At 64.1% G+C, this 23,055-nt stretch carries 24 protein-coding genes; 12 read left to right on the top strand and 12 right to left on the bottom strand.

The window, feature by feature from the left end; all coding sequences use genetic code 11:
• Positions 1-240 carry a hypothetical protein gene (locus tag HIM68_RS06260; RefSeq protein ID WP_062243290.1) on the top strand — a complete coding sequence of 80 codons (240 nt, stop codon included), beginning with the start codon at positions 1-3 and terminating at the stop codon, positions 238-240.
• Positions 241-276: 36 nt separating this feature from the next.
• Here HIM68_RS06260 and HIM68_RS06255 read toward each other — a convergent pair whose 3' ends face one another.
• Genes HIM68_RS06255 through HIM68_RS06245 form a run of 3 tightly spaced genes read right to left on the bottom strand, consistent with a single transcriptional unit; the run spans position 277 to position 3,393 of the window.
• The gene (locus HIM68_RS06255) at positions 277-789 is read right to left on the bottom strand and encodes a GtrA family protein (RefSeq protein ID WP_172170722.1); all 513 of its coding nucleotides are present in this window, start codon (positions 787-789) and stop codon (positions 277-279) included.
• A gap of 13 nt (positions 790-802) precedes the next feature.
• Positions 803-2,326 carry a hypothetical protein gene (locus HIM68_RS06250; RefSeq protein ID WP_172170720.1) on the bottom strand — a complete coding sequence of 508 codons (1,524 nt, stop codon included), beginning with the start codon at positions 2,324-2,326 and terminating at the stop codon, positions 803-805.
• The gene (locus HIM68_RS06245; RefSeq protein ID WP_229664254.1) at positions 2,323-3,393 is read right to left on the bottom strand and encodes a glycosyltransferase; all 1,071 of its coding nucleotides are present in this window, start codon (positions 3,391-3,393) and stop codon (positions 2,323-2,325) included. The genes HIM68_RS06250 and HIM68_RS06245 overlap by 4 nt, the downstream gene beginning before the upstream one ends.
• 406 nt (positions 3,394-3,799) lie before the next feature.
• On the opposite strand from HIM68_RS06245, the gene HIM68_RS06240 reads away from it, so the two are divergent.
• The 3 genes from HIM68_RS06240 to HIM68_RS06230 all read left to right on the top strand — a co-directional run bounded on the left by HIM68_RS06240 (position 3,800) and on the right by HIM68_RS06230 (position 6,440).
• On the top strand, positions 3,800-4,768 hold the full coding sequence (locus HIM68_RS06240; protein WP_172170718.1) for an ATP-binding cassette domain-containing protein: 969 nt from the start codon (positions 3,800-3,802) through the stop codon (positions 4,766-4,768).
• Positions 4,768-5,442, top strand: coding sequence for a methionine ABC transporter permease (locus HIM68_RS06235; RefSeq protein ID WP_139468372.1), 675 nt, complete (start codon positions 4,768-4,770; stop codon positions 5,440-5,442). Before HIM68_RS06240 ends, HIM68_RS06235 begins: the two co-directional genes overlap by 1 nt.
• Positions 5,443-5,603: 161 nt before the next feature.
• A complete protein-coding gene (locus HIM68_RS06230) occupies positions 5,604-6,440 on the top strand; it encodes a MetQ/NlpA family ABC transporter substrate-binding protein (protein ID WP_139468371.1) in 837 nt (278 codons plus the stop codon).
• A gap of 99 nt (positions 6,441-6,539) precedes the next feature.
• On the opposite strand, the gene HIM68_RS06225 is transcribed toward HIM68_RS06230, so the two are convergent.
• Entirely contained in the window at positions 6,540-7,439 is a 900-nt protein-coding gene (locus HIM68_RS06225; protein WP_172170716.1) for a serine hydrolase, read from the bottom strand.
• Positions 7,436-8,431 carry a LysR family transcriptional regulator gene (locus HIM68_RS06220; protein ID WP_172170714.1) on the bottom strand — a complete coding sequence of 332 codons (996 nt, stop codon included), beginning with the start codon at positions 8,429-8,431 and terminating at the stop codon, positions 7,436-7,438. Before HIM68_RS06220 ends, HIM68_RS06225 begins: the two co-directional genes overlap by 4 nt.
• A gap of 176 nt (positions 8,432-8,607) precedes the next feature.
• On the opposite strand from HIM68_RS06220, the gene bla reads away from it, so the two are divergent.
• The 3 genes from bla (at position 8,608) to HIM68_RS06205 (ending at position 11,044) form a co-directional block, all read left to right on the top strand.
• Positions 8,608-9,537 (top strand): class A beta-lactamase, encoded by a 930-nt coding sequence (bla, locus tag HIM68_RS06215; protein WP_172170712.1) that lies wholly within the window; start codon positions 8,608-8,610, stop codon positions 9,535-9,537.
• A 177-nt stretch (positions 9,538-9,714) separates the two neighbouring features.
• Positions 9,715-10,497: an NAD(P)-binding domain-containing protein gene (locus HIM68_RS06210; RefSeq protein WP_172170710.1), complete on the top strand. Its 783-nt coding sequence runs from the start codon at positions 9,715-9,717 to the stop codon at positions 10,495-10,497.
• Between the two features lie 79 nt (positions 10,498-10,576).
• Positions 10,577-11,044 (top strand): SRPBCC family protein, encoded by a 468-nt coding sequence (locus tag HIM68_RS06205; protein ID WP_172170708.1) that lies wholly within the window; start codon positions 10,577-10,579, stop codon positions 11,042-11,044.
• A gap of 124 nt (positions 11,045-11,168) precedes the next feature.
• On the opposite strand, the gene HIM68_RS06200 is transcribed toward HIM68_RS06205, so the two are convergent.
• Both HIM68_RS06200 and HIM68_RS19310 read right to left on the bottom strand, forming a co-directional pair.
• Complete coding sequence (locus HIM68_RS06200) at positions 11,169-12,875, bottom strand: formate--tetrahydrofolate ligase (RefSeq protein WP_172170706.1); 1,707 nt, start codon at positions 12,873-12,875, stop codon at positions 11,169-11,171.
• Between the two features lie 211 nt (positions 12,876-13,086).
• Positions 13,087-13,449: a MerR family transcriptional regulator gene (locus HIM68_RS19310; RefSeq protein ID WP_172170704.1), complete on the bottom strand. Its 363-nt coding sequence runs from the start codon at positions 13,447-13,449 to the stop codon at positions 13,087-13,089.
• A gap of 54 nt (positions 13,450-13,503) precedes the next feature.
• On the opposite strand from HIM68_RS19310, the gene HIM68_RS06190 reads away from it, so the two are divergent.
• Together HIM68_RS06190 and HIM68_RS06185 are read left to right on the top strand one after the other, a co-directional pair.
• Positions 13,504-14,487 (top strand): alpha/beta fold hydrolase, encoded by a 984-nt coding sequence (locus HIM68_RS06190; RefSeq protein ID WP_253903778.1) that lies wholly within the window; start codon positions 13,504-13,506, stop codon positions 14,485-14,487.
• Between the two features lie 25 nt (positions 14,488-14,512).
• Positions 14,513-15,262 (top strand): class I SAM-dependent methyltransferase, encoded by a 750-nt coding sequence (locus tag HIM68_RS06185; RefSeq protein ID WP_172170702.1) that lies wholly within the window; start codon positions 14,513-14,515, stop codon positions 15,260-15,262.
• A gap of 43 nt (positions 15,263-15,305) precedes the next feature.
• Here the strand turns inward: HIM68_RS06185 and HIM68_RS06180 are convergent, their stop codons facing one another.
• On the bottom strand, positions 15,306-16,454 hold the full coding sequence (locus tag HIM68_RS06180) for an FAD-dependent oxidoreductase (protein WP_172170700.1): 1,149 nt from the start codon (positions 16,452-16,454) through the stop codon (positions 15,306-15,308).
• A gap of 51 nt (positions 16,455-16,505) precedes the next feature.
• On the bottom strand, positions 16,506-17,000 hold the full coding sequence (locus tag HIM68_RS06175; RefSeq protein WP_367647455.1) for a CueP family metal-binding protein: 495 nt from the start codon (positions 16,998-17,000) through the stop codon (positions 16,506-16,508).
• 285 nt (positions 17,001-17,285) lie between these two features.
• Between HIM68_RS06175 and HIM68_RS06170 the strand changes: the two genes are divergently transcribed.
• The gene (locus HIM68_RS06170) at positions 17,286-17,930 is read left to right on the top strand and encodes a YdhK family protein (protein ID WP_172170696.1); all 645 of its coding nucleotides are present in this window, start codon (positions 17,286-17,288) and stop codon (positions 17,928-17,930) included.
• A gap of 10 nt (positions 17,931-17,940) precedes the next feature.
• Here HIM68_RS06170 and HIM68_RS06165 read toward each other — a convergent pair whose 3' ends face one another.
• Both HIM68_RS06165 and galE read right to left on the bottom strand, forming a co-directional pair.
• Positions 17,941-18,741, bottom strand: a complete 801-nt coding sequence (locus tag HIM68_RS06165) for a DUF3626 domain-containing protein (RefSeq protein ID WP_367647454.1) — start codon at positions 18,739-18,741, stop codon at positions 17,941-17,943.
• Positions 18,742-18,827: 86 nt separating this feature from the next.
• A complete protein-coding gene (gene galE / locus HIM68_RS06160; RefSeq protein ID WP_172170692.1) occupies positions 18,828-19,820 on the bottom strand; it encodes a UDP-glucose 4-epimerase GalE in 993 nt (330 codons plus the stop codon).
• 153 nt (positions 19,821-19,973) lie between these two features.
• Between galE and HIM68_RS06155 the strand changes: the two genes are divergently transcribed.
• Together HIM68_RS06155 and HIM68_RS06150 are read left to right on the top strand one after the other, a co-directional pair.
• The gene (locus HIM68_RS06155) at positions 19,974-21,029 is read left to right on the top strand and encodes a hypothetical protein (RefSeq protein WP_172170690.1); all 1,056 of its coding nucleotides are present in this window, start codon (positions 19,974-19,976) and stop codon (positions 21,027-21,029) included.
• An 86-nt stretch (positions 21,030-21,115) separates the two neighbouring features.
• Positions 21,116-21,640 (top strand): Dps family protein, encoded by a 525-nt coding sequence (locus HIM68_RS06150; protein ID WP_172170688.1) that lies wholly within the window; start codon positions 21,116-21,118, stop codon positions 21,638-21,640.
• 96 nt (positions 21,641-21,736) lie between these two features.
• Here the strand turns inward: HIM68_RS06150 and lhgO are convergent, their stop codons facing one another.
• Entirely contained in the window at positions 21,737-22,951 is a 1,215-nt protein-coding gene (lhgO, locus tag HIM68_RS06145; protein ID WP_172170686.1) for an L-2-hydroxyglutarate oxidase, read from the bottom strand.
• Positions 22,952-23,055: the final 104 nt, after the last annotated feature.

The following is a 23,055-nucleotide window of genomic DNA, read 5'->3' as shown; positions in this document are numbered from 1 at the left end:
ATGACCGTCCCCAAGCCGATTGTGATCGCTCTGCTGTCTCTGTTCGGCGGCAGCGTTCTGACGATCCTCGCGATAGCCGCAGTCACGTTCTCCACCGAAGGCGGCGGATTCTCCGGTTCCGAGTGGCTTGTCGGACTCGGCTTTGCTGCTGCCGGCCTTGCGATGCTCTGTCCAGTGCTTCTTGCGGTACTGGCCGTGATGCACCGAATAGCTCGCAACCAGTCTTCGAACCCTCGTTAGTCCGATAAGCACGCCGGCGCTGTCGGCCGGTGGCGCTCAGCCCCGGTCGTCGGGGACCCGGCTCGATTCCTCCATGGGAACGACCACCTCGGTGTCGGGGGCCTGGTCCTTGAACACCCAGGTGCGGTAGGCGTAGAAGCGGAAGACCATCGCCAGTCCGATGCCGATGACATTCGTCGAGATGTTGTAGGTGAGCTGGTCGCGCATATCGAGCAGGTACCAGGTCACACCGAGCGGGATGACGGTGATGATCATGCCGACGAGGTTGACCGCGACGAACAGGACGATGCCGCGCATGTTCGAGTTCGTGGTCCGGTCGCCGTAGGTCCAGAGCTTATTGCCCATCCACACGACGATCATCGACAGAATAGTCGAGATGATCTTCGACTTGATCGGACTGCCCTCGAGGAGGGCGGGGATCGGACCGAACCCGTAGGCCAGAAGGTTCGACAGGCCGACGTCGACGATATAGCCGAGCCCGCCGACGGTGAGGAACTTGAAGGCTTCCACCGCCAGGCGCCGGAGACGGTCCGAGAATGACTCTTTCATAACTGCACTCAGTCTATGGCCCGATGTTTCGGACTCGCTGGATGCGGTGCTGGGCGAGCCAGAGGACGAACGCGAAGGTGACGGCGAGCGCCGGCCAGAACGTGTACCGGAAATGGTTCGCCGGCACGATCGGGAAGTACCCGAAGATGTAGCACAGCGCCGAGGCGGCCAGGACCGTGATCTCGGGCCAGAAGGACCGCGGCCGGTGGGCAGACGCGTTCAGTTCGCGACGGGTGCGGCAGTGCGATCGGTACCCGAGACCGAGCAGCAGAACGGCGACGAGGGCCCAGAACCAGGGTTTGAAGAGCATCGGGAAAGTTCCCAGCGCGAAGTCCTCGACATATGGTCGGACGATGTAGTCAGCCTTTGCGCTTCCTGCGGGCAAGCGTGCCTTCTGCGCATCACCATCCCAGTCGGCCTCCCAGTATTCGAGCTTCGAGGTGAAGAAGTAGGAGGAGTAGACCGATATCCGATATTCCACGTAGCTGACCGGATGAGTGACGACTTCGCTCAACCACAGCGACTTCAGCTCATCCTGGTAGGCAATGGGACTGAATGCCTTCCCAGTCGTGCCTCTGCCGTAGCAGTTCCAGTAGGCGTCCCAGATCTCGCCTCTCTTCAGGCATTTGTCGCGCGCAGAACTGATGTGGTCTTTGAGCGCTCTGGGTGCGTCAGACGACTGAAGTCGAGATTCCGGCACGGAGAACATCACGTCGTCGAGGAAGATCTGTGAGATCTGACCGGTCTTCGTCACTCCCTTCTGCGAGGCGATGACCGCGTCGGTGACTTTGACGCCTCCGCCGATGAGCACGAGCACGATCAGCGACGAGGCCGCCGTCAGCAGTATCGGGCGTCCCCGTTTCGCGGAGGCCGCTGGCGGCTCTGAAGTCTCCAGTGACGCGGAGCCCGTAGACGTGGCTGAGTCTCCAGGTCGTCCTCGACGATTCCGCCACAGCTGCAACAGGCACCATCCGCCGTATACGGCGATCGGCACGACCGCGAACACCGCGTTCTTCCGCACTCCCACCGCGTAGACGAGGAGGGCCAGGGCCGGAAGCCACAGCAGCCATGTCTTCGGGACGAAGCGGGTGATCATGATGAGGACGACGGCGAGCAGGATGGCCACGGCCATCTGCGTATCCTTCCACAGCGTCGTCATCTGGGAGACGACCCAAGGCGTGACCATGATTGTCGGCCCCAAGAGCGACACCCACCTCGGCGCCCCAGAACGGTGGACGAGCACCCCGATCCCCCATGCGGCCGCGGCCAGCAGGCCGACCTGCAGCAGGAGCAGACTGCCCGGGTCTCCGGTGATGTCGATGAGGATTCGCCACACCGCGCTCATCACCGGCGAATGCCAATCGGAGTACGGGATCTTCCCGGTTGCCTGCAGGTACTGATTGGCGATATCGACGTTGACCCGACCGGGCCAGAACAGGCGCAGGAAGATAAACGACCATGCAACGGTGAAGAGAGCAAGCAGCAGGTCCCATGCCAGCGGGGACGTCAGCCACCTGCGAATAGCAGAACGACTCATGAAGCGAAGCGTGCCCGCACCTGCCGGTTCGGCTTCATCCGTGCTGCGTCGGCAAAGATCTCTGCCTCCGGGGCTGAAAACTCTCGGTCCGCGGGAGCAGTCTGCTGCGGCGTCTGACGCTGCGTGACGGGTCGACCGGTCACCGCGGGCAAGCTGAGATAGACCAGGCGGGAAGTCTCGCGGCGAGCCCTGCGCAGACCGTCCAAGGTCAGGCCGACGCTGCCGAGCAGGAACGCCAGCCCCATGAGCGCGGTGGCAAGAATCGCAGTCGGGAACCTCGGCACGAGCCCGGTCTGCCAGAACTCCCACACCACGGGCAGACCGAAGACCAGCGACAGGGCGGCGAGCACGACCGTCAGCGTGCCGTAGAACAGGCGGGGTCGTTCGTGGCGGACGAGAGCGGAGATGAGCCCGAGGATGCGGAACCCGTCCTTGAAGGTCGAGAGTTTCGACTCGCTTCCGTCGGGTCGGTCACGGAAGTCCACGGCCACCTCGGTGGTGGGAAGGCGCAGCGACATCGTGTGCACGGTCAGCTCGGTCTCGATCTCGAACCGGCGGCTGATCGCGGGGAACGACTTGACGAAACGGCGGGAGAAGACGCGGTAGCCCGAGAGCATATCGGACACCTGCGAACCGAAGAGCCACCCGGTCAGCCGGTTGAACATCTTGTTCCCGGCTTCGTGGCCGGGACGGTAGGACGTGGTCTCCTGATTGTCCTGGCGAACACCGAGCACGTGGTCGTAAGGGCCGGAGATCAGGGTGTCGATCATCTCGGGCAGGTGGGCTGCCTCGTAGGTGTCGTCGCCGTCGATCATCACGTAGATATCGGCATCGATGTCGGCGAAGGCGCGGCGGACGACATTGCCCTTGCCGGGGACGTTCTCCTTGCGCACGATGGCACCGGCTTCGGCAGCGCGCTGCGAGGTGCGATCGCTCGAGCAGTTGTCATAGACGTAGACCGTGATGCCCGGGACGGCGGCCTTGAGGTCGCCGACGACCTTGGCGACGGTGATCTCCTCGTTGTGGCAGGGAACAATCGCCGCGATCCTGCTCGATTCTTCGTACATTCACCGGTCCCGTCGTGGAGCTCGTCCGCCTGCCGGTACACCGGGCAAGCGAACCTGTCGATCAACCACAGGTACGCCCCGGATATGGACATCGGGTTACGTCGGAGGAAAATGCTGCTGGATTCTGCCCCGACTTCGACCGCCGTTCACCGTCTCGTCATCTCTGCCGCCGTGGCGGTCGGGATCAGTTGACACCGAAGAGAGCAACAACACCCTTCCCCGCCGCAGTGAGTTCTTCGTCACGATGAACCGCCAATGCGTCCTTTTATGACATCTCGTGACGCCGCCGAGGCGATTCCTTGTCATCCTGAATCGTCGGCACTACTGGACCGTAGACCGGCCCATCCCCAAATCTCTGCCGTCCACCACCGTGCGCGGCATTCGTCAACCACACGAGGAGGCGCCTGTGATCGAACTGCGCGCACTGCGGAAGGTGTTCGGAGAGACCGTCGCCCTGGAGGAGATCGACCTCTCGGTCCCCGCCGGAGAGATCCACGGCATCGTCGGCCGCTCCGGCGCCGGCAAGTCCACGCTCATCCGCTGCCTGACGGGGCTCGAGTCCCCCACCTCCGGGACGGTGTCGATCAACGGCGTCGACCTCACGAACCAGTCCGGTGCCGGACTGCGCGAGGCCCGTCGCAGCATCGGCATGGTGTTCCAGCACGTCAACCTCCTCGACTCGAGCACCGCGCTGAAGAACGTTGCCCACCCGCTCAAGATCGCCGGCGTGCCGAAGGCCGAACGCCTGGCCAAGGCCCGTGAGCTCCTCGAATTCGTCGGCCTCGGCGACCGCGTCGACAACTATCCGGCTCAGCTCTCGGGCGGGCAGAAGCAGCGCGTCGGCATCGCCCGAGCACTGGCCGCAGAGCCGAAGGTGCTGCTGTGCGATGAGCCCACATCGGCTCTGGATTCGACGACGACGGATCAGATCCTCGGCCTCATCCGTTCGCTGCGCGACCGTCTGGGCATCACCGTCCTCATCATCACCCACGAGATGTCCGTCATCCGCGAGATCTGCGACTCCGTGACGCTGCTCGCCGACGGGCGCGTGGCCAAGACCGGGAAACTCGCCGAGGTCATCGCCGAGCCCGGTTCGGTCCTGGCCAAGGATCTCGTCCCTCTGCCTCCGGTCAGCCTCGACGACGGGGCGAGCCGCCTCGTCGAGGTGTCCCTGGCCGGCACCGATCTGCCCACCGTGCTCACCGCCGCACGGAATGCCGGAGCGAGCGCCGAGGCGATCCTCGCCGGAGCCGTGGAGACGATCGAAGGCCGCCAGGTCGGTCGGCTGCGCTTCTCCGTCGACTCGGCCGAACAGGCGAAAGAGCTGATCAGCGCCCTGAAAGCCGATGGAATCTATGCGGAGGAGGCTGCCTGATGAACGATCCCACATGGTTCGACAACCCGGCGATCACCGATCAGATGTGGCCGGCCACCATCGAGACTCTGCTCATGACGGCCTGGTCGACCGGACTCGCCGTCCTCTTCGGACTGCCCTTGGGAATCTGGCTGTTCACCGCGTCGAAGGGCGGGCTGAACTCGAACCCGGTCGTCTACCGGGTGCTGTCCTTCATCGTCGACATCACGCGCTCGATCCCCTTCATCATCCTCATCATCGCCCTCATCCCCTTCGCCCGATTCGTCGTCGGCTCGGCGCTGGGCTGGCAGGCGACCGTGGTGTCACTGACGATCGGCGCGATCCCCTTCTATGCCCGTCTGGTCGAGAACTCGCTGCGCGAGGTCTCCGAAGGCAAGATCGAAGCCGCACTGATGATGGGCGCCTCGAACGGCCAGGTGATCCGTCAGGTCTACGTTCCCGAGGCTCTGCCCGGTCTCATCGGAGCAGCCACGGTCACCTCGGTGACGCTGGTGTCCTATACCGCGATGGCCGGTGCCGTGGGCGGCGGCGGTCTGGGTGCGCTGGCGATCTCCTACGGCTATCAGCGCTACCAGGCGGACACAATGATCGCCTGCATCATCGTTCTCGTCCTCGTCGTCACGATCATCCAGTTCATCGGCGATCGGCTGGCCCGCACGGTCGACCACCGGTGAGCCGCCTCGGCGGCGTCGATCACGTCCGGCGCGGCGACGGAACTCCGAGTTAAGTGTGCTCAGATTGTCCGAATCGGCGACGAAACCGGCAATCTGCGCACATTCAACGGCCACCACTGCTCATCCCTTTGCACAACACACAGAACACATCAAGGAGAATCATGAAGACCAAGCTCATTGCGATCGCGGCCAGCGCGACTCTGCTGCTCTCGGGCTGCGGACTCGTCGGCGGCGGCACGGATTCCGTCGGCGAGAAGGACGGCGACATCACGAAGCTCACCGTGGGTGCGACCCCGGTGCCGCAGGGCGACATCCTGCGCTACGTGGATGAGAACCTCGCCGAGGATGCCGGCCTCGACATCGAGGTCACCGAGTACACGGACTACACGCTGCCGAACAAGGCGCTCAACGACGGCGACATCGACGCGAACTACTTCCAGCACAAGCCGTACCTCGACTCCGAAGTCGAAGGCCAGGGCTACGAGATCACCGGCTTCGAGCCGATCAACCTCGAGCCCTTCGCGCTGTTCTCGAAGGACATCAAGGACGTCAAGGACATCCCGAAGAACGCCAAGATCGGCATCAACAACGATCCGTCGAACCAGGGTCGCGCGCTGAAGATGCTCGAAGACGCGAAGCTCATCACCCTCAAGGACGGCGTGGACGCGGTCGACGCGAAGCTCTCCGACGTCGAGGACAACCCGAAGAACGTGAAGTTCGTCGAGGCCGACGCCGCGCAGTTGGCTCGCACCCTCGAAGACGTCGATGCTTCGGTCATCAACGGCAACAACGCCCTGGAAGCCGGTCTGAGCCCGGCCAAGGACGGCATCCTGCTGGAGAAGGCCGAGGACAACCCATACGGCAACTTCCTCGCCGTGCGTACGGAGAACAAGGACGACGAGAACATCAAGAAGCTCGACGAGCTGCTCCACTCCCCCGAGGTGAAGAAGTTCATCGAGAAGAAGTGGGCCGACGGCTCCGTCCTCCCCTCCTTCTGAATTACTACCTGACGGCGGCTCAGCAACCTCGCGCGAGGTTGCTGAGCCGCCGTCAGGTAGTTCTGGGCGGGAAAGAGTGTCTGCGGACCGACGTTCCCCTCACCTCAGCAGATCGTGAAGGGCACGGGCAGCGGCACCGAGAGCAGCCTCCGCGGCGGGCTGAACCGAAGCGGGATTGCTCGATTCGCTGAGCACGACGATGGCGATCGCCTGACCGTCGGCGTGGTCGACGACACCGATCTCGTGCCTGAGATGGAGCAAGGTGCCCGTCTTCGACGACCACCGAGCCGAATCGGACATCAGGTCGGGCGCAAGTCGGTGGCGAACGACGTTCCCGGACATCAGCTCCCGCAGCCGGGCGGCGACGCCGAGGTCGAGCCTCGCGGGGCGCCAGACCTCGGCGAGAAGGCCCATCAGCCCGCGAGCCGTGGCGGAGTTGGCGCGGGAGACGTCGAGCTGCCATATCCGATGCCCGTCGCCCTGGGACGATCGAATCTGTGCGAGGTCGTAGGCCAGGTGCGCTTCGGCTCTGTCGAGGCTCTCCAACGGTGTCATCGTCAGCGCATCGAGCCGGTGGCGGATATCGATGGTCCGCAGCCCGAGAGCATCGAGATCCCTTTGCACCTCGGCTGCAGGAACAAGGTCAAGCAGTGCATCGGCAGCAGTGTTGTCGCTGAAGCACACGGCCAAGGTGAGCAGATCCTCGACCGCGATCCGCGCCGGATGCCGAAAGCGTGCAGCACTTGTCGGACTCGCAGATTCGGCAACGGCCGGTTCGATTCGGACCTGCTCGTCGGCGGCAAGGTCCCCCGCCACAATCCGATTGAGCACTGCCACTGCAATCGGCACTTTGACCAGCGACGCCAGCGGCAGCGCTCCGTCGGGCGCGAGCGCAACCTCGGCGTTCGTATCGAGATCACGGGCGATGATTCTGGCGCTCAGACCCGCCTGTTCAAGCTCTGCTCCGGCCGCCCTGATGACTCTCTTCCGTTCGATCATGGCGCTTCACCCCTCGACCGCGTGGTCCGCGGAACGGGCGCCGAGGCGGCACCGCTGGACAGCGATCGTCGCCTTCCCGACCTCGAAGGCCGCCTGTTCGCCTCGGAGGCGACCGATCCGCCGAGGCAATCAGCGACCTCCTCGGTGAAGTCGGCAAGCAGCATTATGTCCTCGTCCGCGGCGGCCGCCAATTCATAGCCCCGAGAAATCGTCGGGTCGATGAGCGGTGCCCAGGGAAGATCCAATTCTGCGGCCTCGGCCTCGCTGCACAGCAGCAGATCACCGTCACTGAGCACCGCCGCGACCGCGTCAGGGTCTGAGGTGTCCACAATGACTTGGTAGGGAAGCAGACCAGCGGTCTCGGCGGACCGTCGGACCCGGTCGCGAATGTGCGGAACGTTGTCCTCGCTCATCACTCGCAGGCGTCGACCTGCAAGTTCGAGATCATCGCCGGGGACCCGCGCCCGAGATCTCCGCAGGTCTGCGATCCGCACCGGAGCCGTCAGCGGAGAGCGATGAGCACACCCCAACGCGACAATCCAAGTGCCTTCGTCTGCGGGAACGGTCTGCACCGAAGCGCGGACTCGTCTCCCGGCGAGATCGTCGGACCGCCTTCCCGGCGGACTCGAGCGGAAGTCGACCCGAAGCCCCCGGTCCTTCATCGATGCCGCCAGCACCGCAAGATTTCGTGTCGAGCAGGAAGTCGGGACTGCCAGAGAGATGGGCCGCAACTTTGCCCGGTCTGCACCGATGAGCAGCTCGTCTGCCAGTTCGACCAGCCGCGTTGCCGGGACCAGCATGTCGCGACCGAACGGTGTGAGACTCACTCCCCGTCCGGTCCGTTCGAGGAGCCGCGCACCGAGCTGCTTCTCAAGCCCTGCGATGCGCCGACTGGCCACCGGCTGCGGGATTCCGTCGGCGGCAGCACCAAGTGACATACTGCCGAGTTCGCTGACAGCGGTGAATGTCCGACAGGCGTCTACCAGGTCCATGACCTCATGGTATGCGCTATCGATATGAGAACGAGGGTTTCAGTCTTCGACCGCATGGCAGCAGTGGAGAAAGATGTTCAACAGCGAGCATCGCAAGCACATCGAACCCGAGACAGTGCTCGGCCCGCCGATCCACCTGAAGTCGACTCCCGTCGGGGAGAGAACGGAACGAATCGATGAACGCCCGTATCCTGCAGTGCGTCGCTGCGTCGACACTGGCAGCCATGGCATTGGCCGGCTGCACTCCGAGTGAGGCTCAGCCGGACCGGTCCAATACACAGACCGAAACCTCAAACAGCCCGACTGACAACAACGACCACCAGCGACTCGAAGAGCAGCTTACGAACCTCGAAGACCGCTACGACGCGAGAGTCGGAGTCAGCGCGCTCGATACCGAGTCCGGCGAATCAGTTGACCACCGTGCAGACGAGCGCTTCGGCTTCGCTTCCTCGCTCAAGGTCTTCGCCGTCGCCGAACTCCTCGATCTCACGACGCCGAAAGAGCTTGAGAAGAACGTGACCTGGACTCAGGCCGATGTCGATGAGGCCGGATGGACACCGGTGACGGAGAAGCACGTCGACGACGGGCTGCCACTGGAAGATGTGGCCGAGAGCGCGCTGAGGGTCAGCGACAACCTGGCGATGAACATTGTGCTTGATGAGCTCGGCGGTCCCGAGGCTCTCGACGATGCCCTGGAGAAGGCCGGAGACACGACCACCGAGGTCACAGACGAAGAGCCGGAGCTCAACGACGTCGAAGAGGGCAGCACGGACAACACCACCACCCCGGCCGCATTCACCGCCGGTCTGCAGGGACTCCTCGCCCCGGACCGACTCTCGGACGATGATCGCAGGGTGCTTCTCGACTGGATGTCGGCAAATGAGACGGGCGATCCTCTCATCCGCGCCGGCGCTCCCGAAGGCTGGGTGGTCAGAGACAAATCGGGACACTCGGACGCCATTCAGAACGACATCGCAGTGGTGACACCTCCTGATCGCGAACCCATCGTCATCTCCGTGATGACAGAAACCGACGACCCCGAATCTGAGGACGGACCGGCCCTGGTCGCCGCCGTCGCCGAGGCGGTCCTCGCCGAATTCGAGTGACTCCGCCCCGCTCGAATTACTATCCGACGGCGGCGCAGATACCTCGCGCGAGGTATCTGAGCCGCCGTCGGGTTGTTTGGACGCACGGCAGCTCACCTCCCTTTCGAGGTCCCCGCACCCGGACCATTGAGTCAATGACACAATGCGAACAGGGACACGCCACTCAAGGAGGAGCACATGACACGCATCGGATTCATCGGAGTCGGAGAGATCGCCTCGGCGATGGTCGAAGGTCTTGCCGACAGCGAGGCGAAAGCCGACCTCCAGATCTTCCTCTCCCCACGCAATGCCGACCGTGCAGCGAAACTCGCTGAGTCCATCGAGTCTGCTACGGTCTGTCAGAGCAATCAGGACGTCGTCGACCGCAGCGACCTCATCGTGCTCGCGGTCCTGCCGCAGCAGACCGACGCAGTCCTGGACGATCTCGACATCCCGGCAGAGAAGACCCTGGTCAGCGCCGTCGCTGGAGTTTCGACGCCCACGCTCGGGACCCATCTTCCGCATTCCCCGACGATCGTGCGCGTCATCCCCCTGCCGGCTGTCCTCGAGCGCAAGGGAGTGACCGCAGTGTACCCGGCCAATGACGCGGTCGAAGAGCTGCTGAGCCACCTCGGCGGATCGGTGACCGCAGCCGATGAGACGATGTTCTCCACGCTCTCGGCCGTGACCGCGACGATGTCGGCGCACTTCGCGTTCTTGCAGACGATCACGGCATGGCTCGTCAACCGCGGCTGGGACCAGGCGGATGCCGATCACTTCATCCGCGGTCAGTTCGTCGGTCTCGGCACCACTCTCGCCCAGACCACCGACCCCATCGACGACCTGGTCGCAGCTCACGAAACCCCGGGCGGCCTCAACGAAATGCTCAACAACGAGTGGATGAACGAGGCCAACCGCCACTCTCTGGCGATGAATCTCGACGCCGTATTCGACCGCGTCACAGGAAACGCCGGAGACTGACCTGACCGTTCAAAGTGCCTGCCCGACCACTGTTTGAGAGATCGCCCGTACGCTTCCGAAGGTCGCTAGGATCACCAGCATGACCGAGTCTCTCACCTTCGCAGATTCCATCCACATCGACGCCGACCCCATGACGGTCTACAGGACTGTTGCGGACGTGACTCGGACTGGAGAGTGGTCGCCGATCTGCCGAGAGTGCTGGTGGGACGAAGGCGATGGTCCACGAGTAGGAGCTTGGTTCACCGGGCGCAACGTCACCCCTGACCGTGAGTGGCAGACTCGCAGTCGTGTAGTCGTCGCCGACCATGGGCGGGCTTTCGGATGGAACGTGGGACCCGGCCGAGTCAACTGGACCTACAGTATGCAGGATGCGGATGGAGGCACACTGCTCACCGAATCATGGGAGTTCCTGCCGGAGGGGCAGGAGTTCTTCGCAGAGAAGTACGGTGCACGGGCATCCGAGGAGATCGCCGCACGGACGGCGTCTGCGCAGACCGGCATTCCCGAGACTCTCGCAGCGATCAAGCAGGTCGTCGAAGCACGCTAGGGCAGAGGCAGACGGAGCAACCACAGAACTGGCTGCCCGCCCCGACTGACCCCTATTGCTACCCGGCGGCGGCTGAGCAACCTGGCGCCAGGTTGCTGAGCCGCCGTCGGGTAGTAATTAGCTCTTAGAAGAGGCCGGTGATGTTGCCATCCTCGGTGACGTCGATCTTCAGCGCTGAGGGTTCGCGCGGCAGGCCCGGCATCGTCATGATGTCGCCGGCGATGACGACGATGAACCCGGCTCCGGCCGACAGCCGCACATCCTTGATCTCGATGACGTGGTCGGTCGGCGCCCCACGCAGGCTCGCGTCCGTCGACAGCGAGTACTGCGTCTTCGCGATGCACACGGGCGCATCGGCGTAGCCTTCATCGGTGAACTGACGCAGCTTCCGCTTCACCTTGGCCGGCAAGTCGACATCTTTGGCCTGGTAGATCCGCTGCGCGATCGTGCGGATCTTGTCCTCCAGCGGTGCCCCGAGCTCGTACGAATACCTCGCCGAGGCGGCCGGATCCTCCGGCGCCCCGCTCGCAGCCTCGACGACCGCCTCCGCCAGAGCCAAAGCGCCCTTGCCGCCGTCGGCCCAGTGCGTGGACTCCACGGCCGCAACTCCAAGACCATCCAAATGCTTGATCGCCGCAGCCATCTCCTCGTCGGTGTCCGTGGGGAACCGGTTGAAGCACACGACCGGGGTCAGTCCGTAGATCTCACGCAGGTTCCGACAGTGCAGCTCGAGATTGCTCATACCCTCCAAAACTGCCGCCACATCGGGAGAGTTGACGTCGGCCACGTCGACTCCCCCGTGGTACTTCAGGGCCCGCAGAGTCGCGACGACGACCACGGCGGAGGGCCAGATCCCGGCGGTGCGGCACTTGATGTCGAGGAACTTCTCGGCTCCGAGGTCGGCACCGAAACCGGCCTCCGTGACCACCCAGTCCCCCAGCGCCAGCCCGGCCTTGGTAGCCAAGAGACTGTTGCAGCCGTGGGCGATGTTCGCGAACGGTCCGCCGTGGATGAACGCCGGCGAATGTTCCAGGGACTGCACGAGGTTCGGCGCCAGTGCGTTGCGCAGCAGCGCGGTCATCGCGCCCGCCGCCCCGATGTCCGCAACGGTGATCGGCTCCCGCCCCCTACTGTGGGCGAGCACGATCCGTCCCAGCCGTTCCTTGAGATCAGCAAGCGAGGTGGACAGGCAGAACACCGCCATGACCTCGCTGGCGACGACGATGTCGAAGGCATCCTCGCGGGGCACTCCCCCGTTGAGCCCGCCGAGTCCGACGACGACTCCGCGCAGGGCGCGGTCATTGAGGTCGACGACACGGCGGAGGTGGATACGCCGCGGGTCGACGTCGAGCTCGTTTCCGAAATGGATGTGGTTGTCGAGCATCGTCGCGGCAAGGTTGTTCGCCGCAGCGATGGCCGCGAAGTCGCCGGTGAAGTGGAGGTTGATGTCCTCCATCGGCACGACTTGCGCGTATCCGCCTCCGGCCGCCCCGCCCTTCATTCCGAAGACCGGGCCCATGCTCGGCTCCCGCAGCGCCAGCACGGCCTTGCCGACCTCGGGTTTCGACCGCGCGAGTTCGTTGAGTCCGTCGGCCAGGCCGATGCTCGTCGTGGTCTTTCCTTCCCCTGCCGGGGTCGGGCTCATGGCGGTGACGAGGATGAGCCTGCCGTCTGTGGCGTTCTCGGCCGCCCGATCGAGGATGTCGATCGGCACCTTCGCCTTCGTCCATCCGTGGGGAATGATGTCCTTCGCGTCGAGACCCAGCCCAGCGGCGATATCGACGATGGGATCGAGCTCGGCGCTGAGCGCAATATCCATATCTGTGGTCATAAGGCCATCATGCCCGTTCTGCGAGATTTTGTGACCATCACCGACCCGAGAATTCGCGCAATGTGCACTGAGTTCCGCCCACCGCAACATCGAACTCGCCGAGGCGGCCGACCGCCGCGTAACCAACTGAGCACTTCGCGATGTTCCCATTGAGCAAATCGCGGAACTCCCACTGAGCGTTTGGCGAGCCCACACCAAGGCGGCTGACCGCTCACCCCGCATACTCCGAGCACTCCGGGCACCGAGTCATAAGGTCGTGCCGGCAATGGCGAACATGGAGGAGAAACCTCTCAGCTGAGTCCAGCGCGGTCCGCTGCGCTCGAATCGCCGACAAGCGAGCCGCAATTACCGAGGCACGCCCCGCCTCACCGCGATGCAGGATCGCCCTGATCTCGGCAAGGCTCATGCCCACGCTCTGACACGACAGCACAATCCGACACCGGCTCAGATGCTCATCCGAATACTCACGGTGCCCGGCCGCAGTCCGGTCCGGCACGACGACGCCTTCATCCTCCCAGTGCCTGAGCACATGCGCGGCCGTTCCCAGCTGCGCTGCCGCATCCCCGATCTTCATGACTCCATGATGACACCTTGACTTCAGGTTGACCTGAAGTTCTACCGTCGATCCATGATGACGCCGACCGATCGCAGCCCCACCATCCGCATATCCACCGACCGCATCACCTTGAGCGACGGCGCCGAGGTGGCCACCACGACCCTCGAACCGACCTCCCACGACAACGTCCAGGACCGCCTCGGCGAGGTCATCATCTGCCACGGAACCCCGTGGTCAGCACGGATGTGGCTGCCGCTTGCCCGCGAGCTCGCCCAGACGAACCGCGTCCGCCTCTGGGACATGCCCGGCTACGGCGACTCGATTCCCGCCACATCCGGCGATTCCATCCCCGATCCCTCCGAAACGTCGGCACAGCCGACGGACAATCCCCTCGCCGAGGCGGCCCCCGCCGTCGATCTCGTCACCCAACGTCATCGACTGGCCGAGCTCATCGACTGCTGGGACGTCTCGAATCCCCACGTCATCGCCCATGACATCGGCGGCGCTGTCGCTCTCGGCGCACACCTGCTCGAAGGCTGCGATTTCGCGTCGTTGTATCTGCTCGACATCGTCACTCTCGACCCGTGGGGCTCACCGTTCTTCCGCCTCGTCGCCGAGAACGAAAAGGTCTTCGCCGCCCTCCCACCTCGACTCCATCGCGCCTTGGTCCGCGAATACATTTCCGGGGCAGCGGCCATGCCAGCCGACGAATCGCCATCGGGCGAAGACCGTTCGAGTCTCAGCGAGGAATGGATCGCCGCACTCAGCGCACCCTGGCGCACCGACGCCGGTCAAGCTGCGTTCTACCGGCAGATCGCCGCGCTGCGCCCCGAGCACACGGCGCCCGTCGTCGACCGCCTCGGCGAGGTGCACTGCCCGGTCCGTATCGGTTGGGGTGAGGACGATCCGTGGATTCCGGTCGACCAGGCCGATCGCCTCGCCGAGGCGCTTCCCGGAAACCCGCACGTGGCCCGGTTCCCGCACTCGGGCCACCTTGTGCCGCTCGAAGCGCCGCACGATCTGCTCGTCGATGTGACCGCTTGGCTCGACGCGTGAGAGTCGTGTGCGCGAAGATGGCGGTATGCGCGCATTCGACGAGCTCGTCACCGAAGCACAGTCCGCCGATGTCACCGGCTGGGGGTTCGACTGGCTCGCTGGGCGCGCCACCGAAGAGCGACCACCCTGGGGTTACGCAAGTCTTCTTGCCAGGCGGCTGTCGACGGCGACGGCGGCCCTCGACATCGATACCGGCGGCGGTGAAGTCGTCGACGAGGCACCGGTGCTGCCGCCGCGCATGGCGGTGACCGAGTCGTACCGCCCCAACATCGCTGTAGCCCGTCACCGGCTCGGTCCGCGTGGCGTCGACGTCGTCGAAGCCGACCCACACAGGCTGCCTTTCGCCAACGGCAGCTTCGACCTTGTCACCTCCCGACATCCCGTGAGCCCCGCCTGGTCGGAGATCTCCCGGGTGCTTGTCCCCGGAGGCACCTATCTCGCCCAGCACGTCGGTCCGGCCTCGGCGTTCGAGCTCATCGAGTTCTTCCTCGGATCGCTGCCGGAAAATCGCCGCTCACGGCACCCGCAGACCGAATCCGAATCCGCCGAGGCGGCCGGACTCACGGTTGAAACGCTGCGCACCGCGCGCTGCCGCATGGAGTTCTTCGACGTCGGTGCGATCGTGTGGATCTTGCGCAAATGTCCGTGGTGGGTGCCCGATTTCTCGCTTGCCGACTATCTTCCGCAGCTGCAAGAGCTCGACAGGCAGATGCGCAACGGCGAGCCCTTCGTCGCGCATTCGACGCGGCACCTCATCATCGCGTCAAAGCGCTGAGGCAATTCATCGCGACAGGACGCTGAGACACCTCGCCGCCAGATCACATCGTCGAAGCGCCGCCCACCCGGAACCGATCCGGAACATCGCCGGCACCCGTAGCGAAGTCGGCGGCAAATTCGCCGAGCAGCGGCGCGAATTTCGCCCCGTGCCCCGAACAGGCCGAGACGATGACGAGACCGTCGACTTCGTCGATGACGAAATCCTCGTTCGGAGTGTTCGTGAACAGACACGTCGTCTCCGCATACGGTTCCGGAATGAGTCCCGGCAGGTTCCGCTTCGCATAGTCGATCATCCGAGCCCGCATCTCCTCGGTGATCTGTCCGTCCTGGTCAAGAGCCGAATCGATGACCTTGCCACCGTTGAACTGCGCGAACTTCTGCCCCGCGAAACCGGCGTCCCGCCCGCCGGGCAGTCCGTAGGTGAACATCTCCCCGGATTTGTGGATGAACGTCGGCCACGGTGTGCTCGGCCGACCGTCCGCACCGGCATCACGGTAGGGCATGTGAAACGCCTGTTCCTGCCGGACTTCGAATGTCGGCAGCGCCTCGAGGAACGCTTGCGGAAGACCAAGATCGCCGAGGAGGTCGGGCAGCCACCCTCCCGCCGCGACGATGACGCGGTCACCTTCGACAATGTCCCCCGGCGCCGAGATGACACTGAAGCCGCCCGCGGATCGTCGGGCCACCTCGGTGACCGTCCAATCTGTGAGGATCCGGGCACGTCCGGTGTCCACCGCACGGTCGAGCATGGTGGTCACCGTGGTCTCGGCATCGATGACGCCGGCGTCGGGGTGCCACAGCACGTCGGTGTCGAAGGCGAACTGCGGCCACCGTTCCGCGGCACTCTCAGGGTCGAGGACCTCGTACTCAACGCCGACATCATCGAAGATCTCGGCGAGCAGATCAGTGTGCCGGGCGTCGCCGAAGTCGAGCGCCCCCGTGCGAGTGATCAGCTCAGCTCCCGATTTCGCTTCGAGGTCGTCCCACAGCTCACGCGCACGCACGACGAGTTCGGTGTAGAAACGATCCCGATAGGCATAGCGGAAGATGCGGGCCGAACCATGGGAGCTGCCACGGTCGTTGGCCGGGGTATGCCGTTCGAGCACGGTGACGTCCTCGCCCCGCGCGGTCAGTGAATACGCGGCAGCGGCACCGGCCAACCCTGCTCCGATGACGATGTGGTGGGGCATGACAGTTCTCCTGTTGAGTGAGTGAAAGCGGCCGGTCTCCTATTCTCGCGCTTACTGCAGTTGGAGGTCGGTCACGCAGGTGGGTCCGTCGCTCTTCGTCGAGAATTCGGTAGAACCGCTCCTGCCTTCAGCGGTGATTCGGATGGTGCCGCTGATGTCGGACGGCACCCAGAACCCGACGAATCCGTTGTCGAAGGTCGTCGTCGATTCGTCGACCACCGCTTCTCCAGTCTCTGAGTCGGTGATCACTACGTCCACGTCCTCTCCGCTCATCTCGCCGAGGCAGGTCGTGAGGCTGTGGTAGTAGCAGTCGTGCGTCTCATCGACGAAGGGAGCGATGGACACGTAGCTCTTGCCTTGCGGCAATGCCATCGTTGCCTCCTGCTGGCCGTCGGTGAGGACGAGTTCGTCGGTCTGGACCGAGGCCATGAGGCCGGTGGGCCGTTCGTCGACTGGGAGGCGATCGAGCTGATCGATGACTCCTGTGACGTCTTCGTCGGCCAGGTCGAGGTCCGCCAGCAGTTCTTCGGCCAAACCCGGCTTCACTGCTGCAGACTCTCCTGAATCTGTCGATGATTCACTTCCAGGGTCAGAAGCAGAACACCCAGTCAGGGCAAGAGCGAGGGCCGCCGTCCCTAGCACGAATCGCGTCGTTCTCATATATATCCCCATCTCACTACGGGTGCAGAGCACCTCTGTCGTCTTGGCAATCATACCCTTCAGGGGTATAGGGTGTGCATGGCGGGTCCATGGGATGGGATGCCGTGAAGTGGTCCCATCTGCCGCTGAGTGAAACCGACGCGACCGTCTCGCAGAACCAGGAGACCACTTATGAAGAAGCTCTCACCGACCATCCGATCTGCGGCAGTCATCGCAGCACTCGGACTGGCATTGGCAGGCTGTTCGACTGCGAATGATGACACCCGGGGATCCGACGGCGAAGGCTCCCACGGAAGTCACGAGTCCGCATCAGACGAATCCAGCGGATCCGATCACGAAGACATGGACAGCGGCGATTCAGGACACGAATCAGGCGGTCACGAAGGACACTCAGCCGATGGCGGCGACCCGCCCGAGGGAATCACGAAGGCCGCCGATCCCAAATTCGACGTCGGCGACACAGTCGTTCTCTCTGCCGATCATATGCCGGGGATGAAGGACGCCGAGGCAACCGTCTCCGGCGCGTTCGACACGACAACCTATTCGATCAGCTACACACCGACCGATGGCGGAGAGCCGGTCAGGGATCACAAGTGGGTCGTCCACGAAGAGCTTGAGGACCCGGGCAAAGCGCCGCTGGGTAAGGGCGCGAAGGTCACGGTCAATGCCGACCATATGCCCGGCATGAAGGGCGCCGAGGCGACCATCGACTCAGCGACCGACGAGACCGTTTACATGGTCGACATCACGACAGATGAGATGGAGATGACGAACCACAAATGGGTCGTCGAAAGCGAAATGAAATCCGCTGAGTGACAGCGTGGTTTCACCAGGTCCGTCCGAATCGCGCGAGGCAGTGCCAGACCTTCTTTAACTGCTGCCCGTCGAGATCCCACGCCCGGCGGGCGCGTGCGATATCGATAGGTCTCAGCTGCGCCGAATTCCCCATAACCTCGGCGACTCGGTGCGCGAGATCCGCCACCTCCTGGCCCCGATAGTCCGGATGCGCGGCGATTTCGGCAACCTCGGCGACATAGCCCGGATGAGTCTCGACGGCGAGACCACAGCGGTCCGCCGTCTCCAGCACCGCGTGATCGTCGAAGCTGGGATCGACGACTAATGCTTCAACGTCTTCGGGCACCTTCACCCCTCCATGGACATGAGCCTCGATGTAGTGGTCGAGACTGTCGCGATACATACCGCCCGATTGAGCGGCAGCCCCATCGTCCGCAAACTCGTCGCGACGAAAGTGAGCAATGAGTCCCATGCGATCAGCGACACCGAAGAGTTCCGGGCCGAAAGTGCTATCGGGATAGGCAAAGGTCGCTCTTACCAGTGTCTCCGGTCGAAGCCTCAGGTAGGACGACCCGAATCGCGGTGCTGGACCATAGGGGTCGCCGTCGAGGTCAAGAGCTCCATAGACCGGTCGGTGGTGCACCTCCGCATGGTCATAGGCTCCGCCGAATATCCTCTGCTCCCAATGCCATCGGTCGCCACCGGGAACGGCGGTCAGGCCCCCGTTGCTCGTGCCCGTGACGAATTGGGACACATACTGCCCACAGTCGAGGATCGACGCGAGCACTCCGGCCCCCGAAGCATCAGCACCGGGATGGAAATGCAGTGCCACTCGCGCCTCGGCCGGCAGCTCCTGCCCTGGCGCGGAGCGTGCTCGGACCCACTGAAGCGCTGTCGCGGATGGGCCCGGCTGGTTCATCAGTCAAGTTCGGGTAGCATCCCGGCGGCCTCGACGGCGCTGCGGACGATCTCCTCGAGACCGAACTCGGCCTTCCAGCTGAGCAGGGCGGAGATCCGGGTGACATCGGCGACCAACGCAGGCGGATCACCTGCGCGACGCTCGCCCATGTCGGGGACGATGTCACGGCCGGTCACCTCGGCGATGGTGTCGATGACTTCCTTCACCGAGGCGCCGGTTCCGGTGCCGACGTTGAACACGGTCTCCGTGGTGCCGCCGGCCTTCATGTAGTCGAGGGCGGCGATATGCGCCTCGGCGAGGTCCTTGACGTGGACGTAGTCGCGGATGCATGTGCCGTCGGGGGTGTCGTAGTCGTCGCCGAAGATGATCGGCGCCTTGCCGTCCTTCAGCCGTCCGAGCACGATCGGGATGAGGTTCATGACGGCGGTGTCTGCGAGTTCGTTCCAGCCGGCGCCGGCGACGTTGAAGTAGCGCAGCTTCACGGCATTGAACGTGGTTCCCCGCATCTGCGAGGCGGTGATCTGGTTGTCGATCATCCACTCGCCGATGAGCTTCGTCTGGCCGTAGGGGTTGATGGGTCGGCACTCGAGGTCCTCGGGCACCATGTCGACATCGGGCATGCCGTAGGTCGCCGCTGAGGAGGAGAAGACGAGCGATTCGATGCCGGTCGCTTCGACGGCTGAGAGGATATTCGTCAGCGCGCCGATGTTCTGCCGGTAGTACATGACCGGCTCTTCGACGGATTCGCCGACCTGCTTCTTCGCGGCGAAGTGGATGATCGAGTCGACGCCGTGTTCCCTGATCGCGGACACCAGGCGTTCCTCGGCGTCGGCGGCGGCGAGGTCGAGGTTGACCACGGGCAGGCCTTCGACGCGAGCGTCGATGCCGGTGGAGAAATCATCGACGACGAGCACGTCGTCTCCGCGTTCGGTGAGCAGCCGCACCACGTGCGAACCGATGTAGCCTGCCCCTCCGGTCACCAGAACTGCCATTGACCGCGTCCTCCTTCGTCTCGTCGACACGTCGGTATCAGAATACGCGTTCAGGTGTCCGAGTTCAGATTCGGGCTGAATGCGCGGTGGGGAAAGCGTCGGAATTCGCCGCCGCTCTGGCCATGCGGGAGAAGCCCCTGCCACAGTGGGAAAATGCACGTCCTCCTCATCTCCGATCCCGGTCCCCCGAGCCGCCGTGTGGCCTCGATCCAGGACGAGTTCCTCGACCACCTCCAACAGGACTTCGAGACCGAGGTCACTGTCGATGTGTGCACGAAGACGTTGCGTGTCCAGGCCGACCACCAGCTGGAGCTGTCCACCTTGGACGCGATCGTCGCCCAGTATCCCGATGCCGATCTCGTCATCATGCTCACCGACATTCCCCGCCACACCCAGGGCAAACCACTGATCGCCGAGGTGCTGCCCGCCCGAAAAGTCGCCGTGATCTCCTGCCCCACCCTCGGTGCGATGACGACCAAGCGCCGTCTGCTCAAGATCTATATGAGCTGTGTCAATCAGCTTCTGCCCGACGGGCATGTGCCGGCGAAGAGGAATCGGCTTCCGCGCTGGGGACAGTGGTCGAGTCGAACCGAATCCGGCCGCCGCACCCTCCACGCTCACACCTTCACCGGTGGGACCCGCCTCGTGCTGGGCATGACCATGGCCAATGAGCCGCTGCGGATGGCGCGGAAACTCTCCCGTGCAATGGCTGCGGCCGCCGCGACCGGGGCGTTCGGCATCTTCTACAGCTCCATCTGGCAGATGTCGCATCACCTCTCGACTCTCCGACTCATCTCGATCGGCATCATCGCCATCGCTGTCATGGTCGGATGGCTGCTGACGATCAATCGCCTGTGGGATCGCCCGGTCAATGAACGCCTGGCTCAGGTCGTCTTCTACTACAACCTGTCCACAGTGCTCACGCTCATCGTCTGCGTGACCGGTCTCTACGCTTTGCTGGTCATCGGCATCCTCGCCGGAGGGCTCATCGTCATCGACCCCGAGTTCATGGCCCAGACGATCCACCGGCCCGAAGCCCGGCTGACGAACTACCTCGACATCGCGTGGTTGAGCGCAGCGATGGGCGTCGTCGCCGGCGCACTCGGCTCAAGCTTCGACAGCGACATCGACCTCAAGAATCTCACGCACGCCCAGCGGCTGCGTTCCCGCGTCTATATCGCCCAGGACGATGAGTCAGGCACATCCTGACGGGGGTTACGTGCCATCTCCGACAGCGTTATGGTGGGCACAGGCTCCGGGTCAACGCGAAACCGGAGAGAACAGGAGCAAGAATCATGACACAGTCAGTGACAGTTCCCGACCCCCATGGCTCAGAGAAGACCACTCGCGAGAACGCCGAACGCGGCTTCATCGCCTCCGACGCCCTGACCAAGAACCTCCAAACGGTTCTGGTTGACTTCATCGCTCTGAGCCTGACTGCCAAGCAGGCGCATTGGAATATCGTGGGCACGAACTTCCGCGACCTCCACCTCAACCTCGACGAAGTCACGGACATCGCCCGTGCAGGCAGCGATGAGATCGCTGAACGCATGCGTGCCCTCCACGCCTCTCCGGATGGTCGCCCTGCGGTGATCGCCGAACAGACAGGGCTGCCGGAGTTCCCGAATGGAGAGATCAGCACCCACGACGCCATCGACCACATAGTCGCGTCGATCGAGGCAACCGTGGCGTCGATGCGCAGCACCCATGACGAGGTCGACTCGGCGGACCCGACGACCGCCGACATCTTCCACAGCTACATCGCCCAACTCGAGCAGCAGGCCTGGTTCATCAGCGCAGAGACCCGCACACCCAAGTGAGTCGGTGCGGCTGAGCAGCCACCCTGATCGTCGGGCCGTCTCCCCGTCCTCACGGTCGGGCAGGCGGCCTTTCGTCGTCGACGCCCGGCACCGGCATCATCGCCCGTCGATGATGCCGACGAGGTGTTCAGCAATGGCCAGCGCCGAGGTGGCTCCCGGGGATGGCGCATTCCTGACGAACATCGTGGCTCCCGCCCGATCGATGACGAAGTCATCAACGAGTGTTCCATCCCGATTCATGGCCTGCGCGCGGATTCCACGTGTGGCGCGGTGACCGTCAGCTCCGGCGAGCGAGGGGACGTAGCGGGCCGCCTCGGCGACGAATTTCTCGATCGAGAGCACCCCGGGCAGCTCACGGGCAGCGGTGGCCATATTGGCTGCGGCGAAGCGCCAGAATCCGGGGTCGGCGGCCACGGCCAGGGAGTCGGGGATACTGAGGCCGAGTCCTCGGTAGCCTTCGCGGGAGAAGGAGAGGAAGGCGTTGGGCCCGAGCATCAGTCCCCCGTCGATGCGGCGGGTGACGTGGACGCCGAGGAAAGGATACTTCGGGTCCGGGACGGGGTAGATGAGTCCGTTGACCGTGTTGCTGTGTGCCTCGTCGAGGATGAAGTACTGCCCGAAGAACGGCACCACGGTGGGAGTGCGCTCCTGTCCGGAGCGGGCGGCCAGGCGGTCGGATTGGAGGCCGGCGCAGACGATGACGTGGTCGAACTCCTGGGCGTCGACCGGGGTGTGGACGATTGCGGAGCCGTGGGAGGTGGGGCCGCCTCGGTGATCGATGTTTTTGACCGGGGTTGAGAAGCGGACGCGGCCGCCGTGGGCGCGGAAGTCGGCGACGAGGGCGTCGGTAAGGCCGGGGTAGTCGATGATCGCGGTGTGAGGTGAGTGGAGGGCGGCGAGGCCTTCGGCGTTCGGTTCGATCTCGCGCAGGCCGTCGCGGTCGAGCAGCACAATGCCGGGGACGCCGTTGGCCAGGGCACGGTCATGGATGGCGTGGAGGCGTTCCACTTCGATGTCGTCGGTCGCGACGACGACCTTGCCGCATTCGTCGAAGGCGACGTTGTGTTCGGCAGCGAAGTCGGTCAGGAGGGAGACGCCTCGACGGCAGAGGGTGGCTTTGAGGCTGCCCGGCTCGTAGTAGAGCCCGGCGTGGACCACTCCGGAATTGTGGCCGGTCTGATGGGCGGCGGGGTGGTCTTCTTTCTCGAAGAGGGTGACATCGGCAGAGTCGTGGCGGATGAGGACCTCGCGTGCCACTGCGGCGCCGATGATTCCTGCTCCGATGACAGCCCATCGTGCCTTCTTCGCCATGCGTCAACTCCTTCGTTGATTGCCGTCTTCGCTGCGGTTGAGTCGACTTTAGGCGACGGCGAGGTGTCTTGCGCGTCCCGCCCACACCGCGGGAGTCGTGACCT

It is taken from the genome of Brevibacterium sp. CT2-23B, from assembly GCF_013168765.1.
In the GTDB taxonomy this organism is placed as follows: domain Bacteria; phylum Actinomycetota; class Actinomycetes; order Actinomycetales; family Brevibacteriaceae; genus Brevibacterium; species Brevibacterium sediminis.
This window is presented reverse-complemented; position numbering and strand designations above follow the sequence as displayed.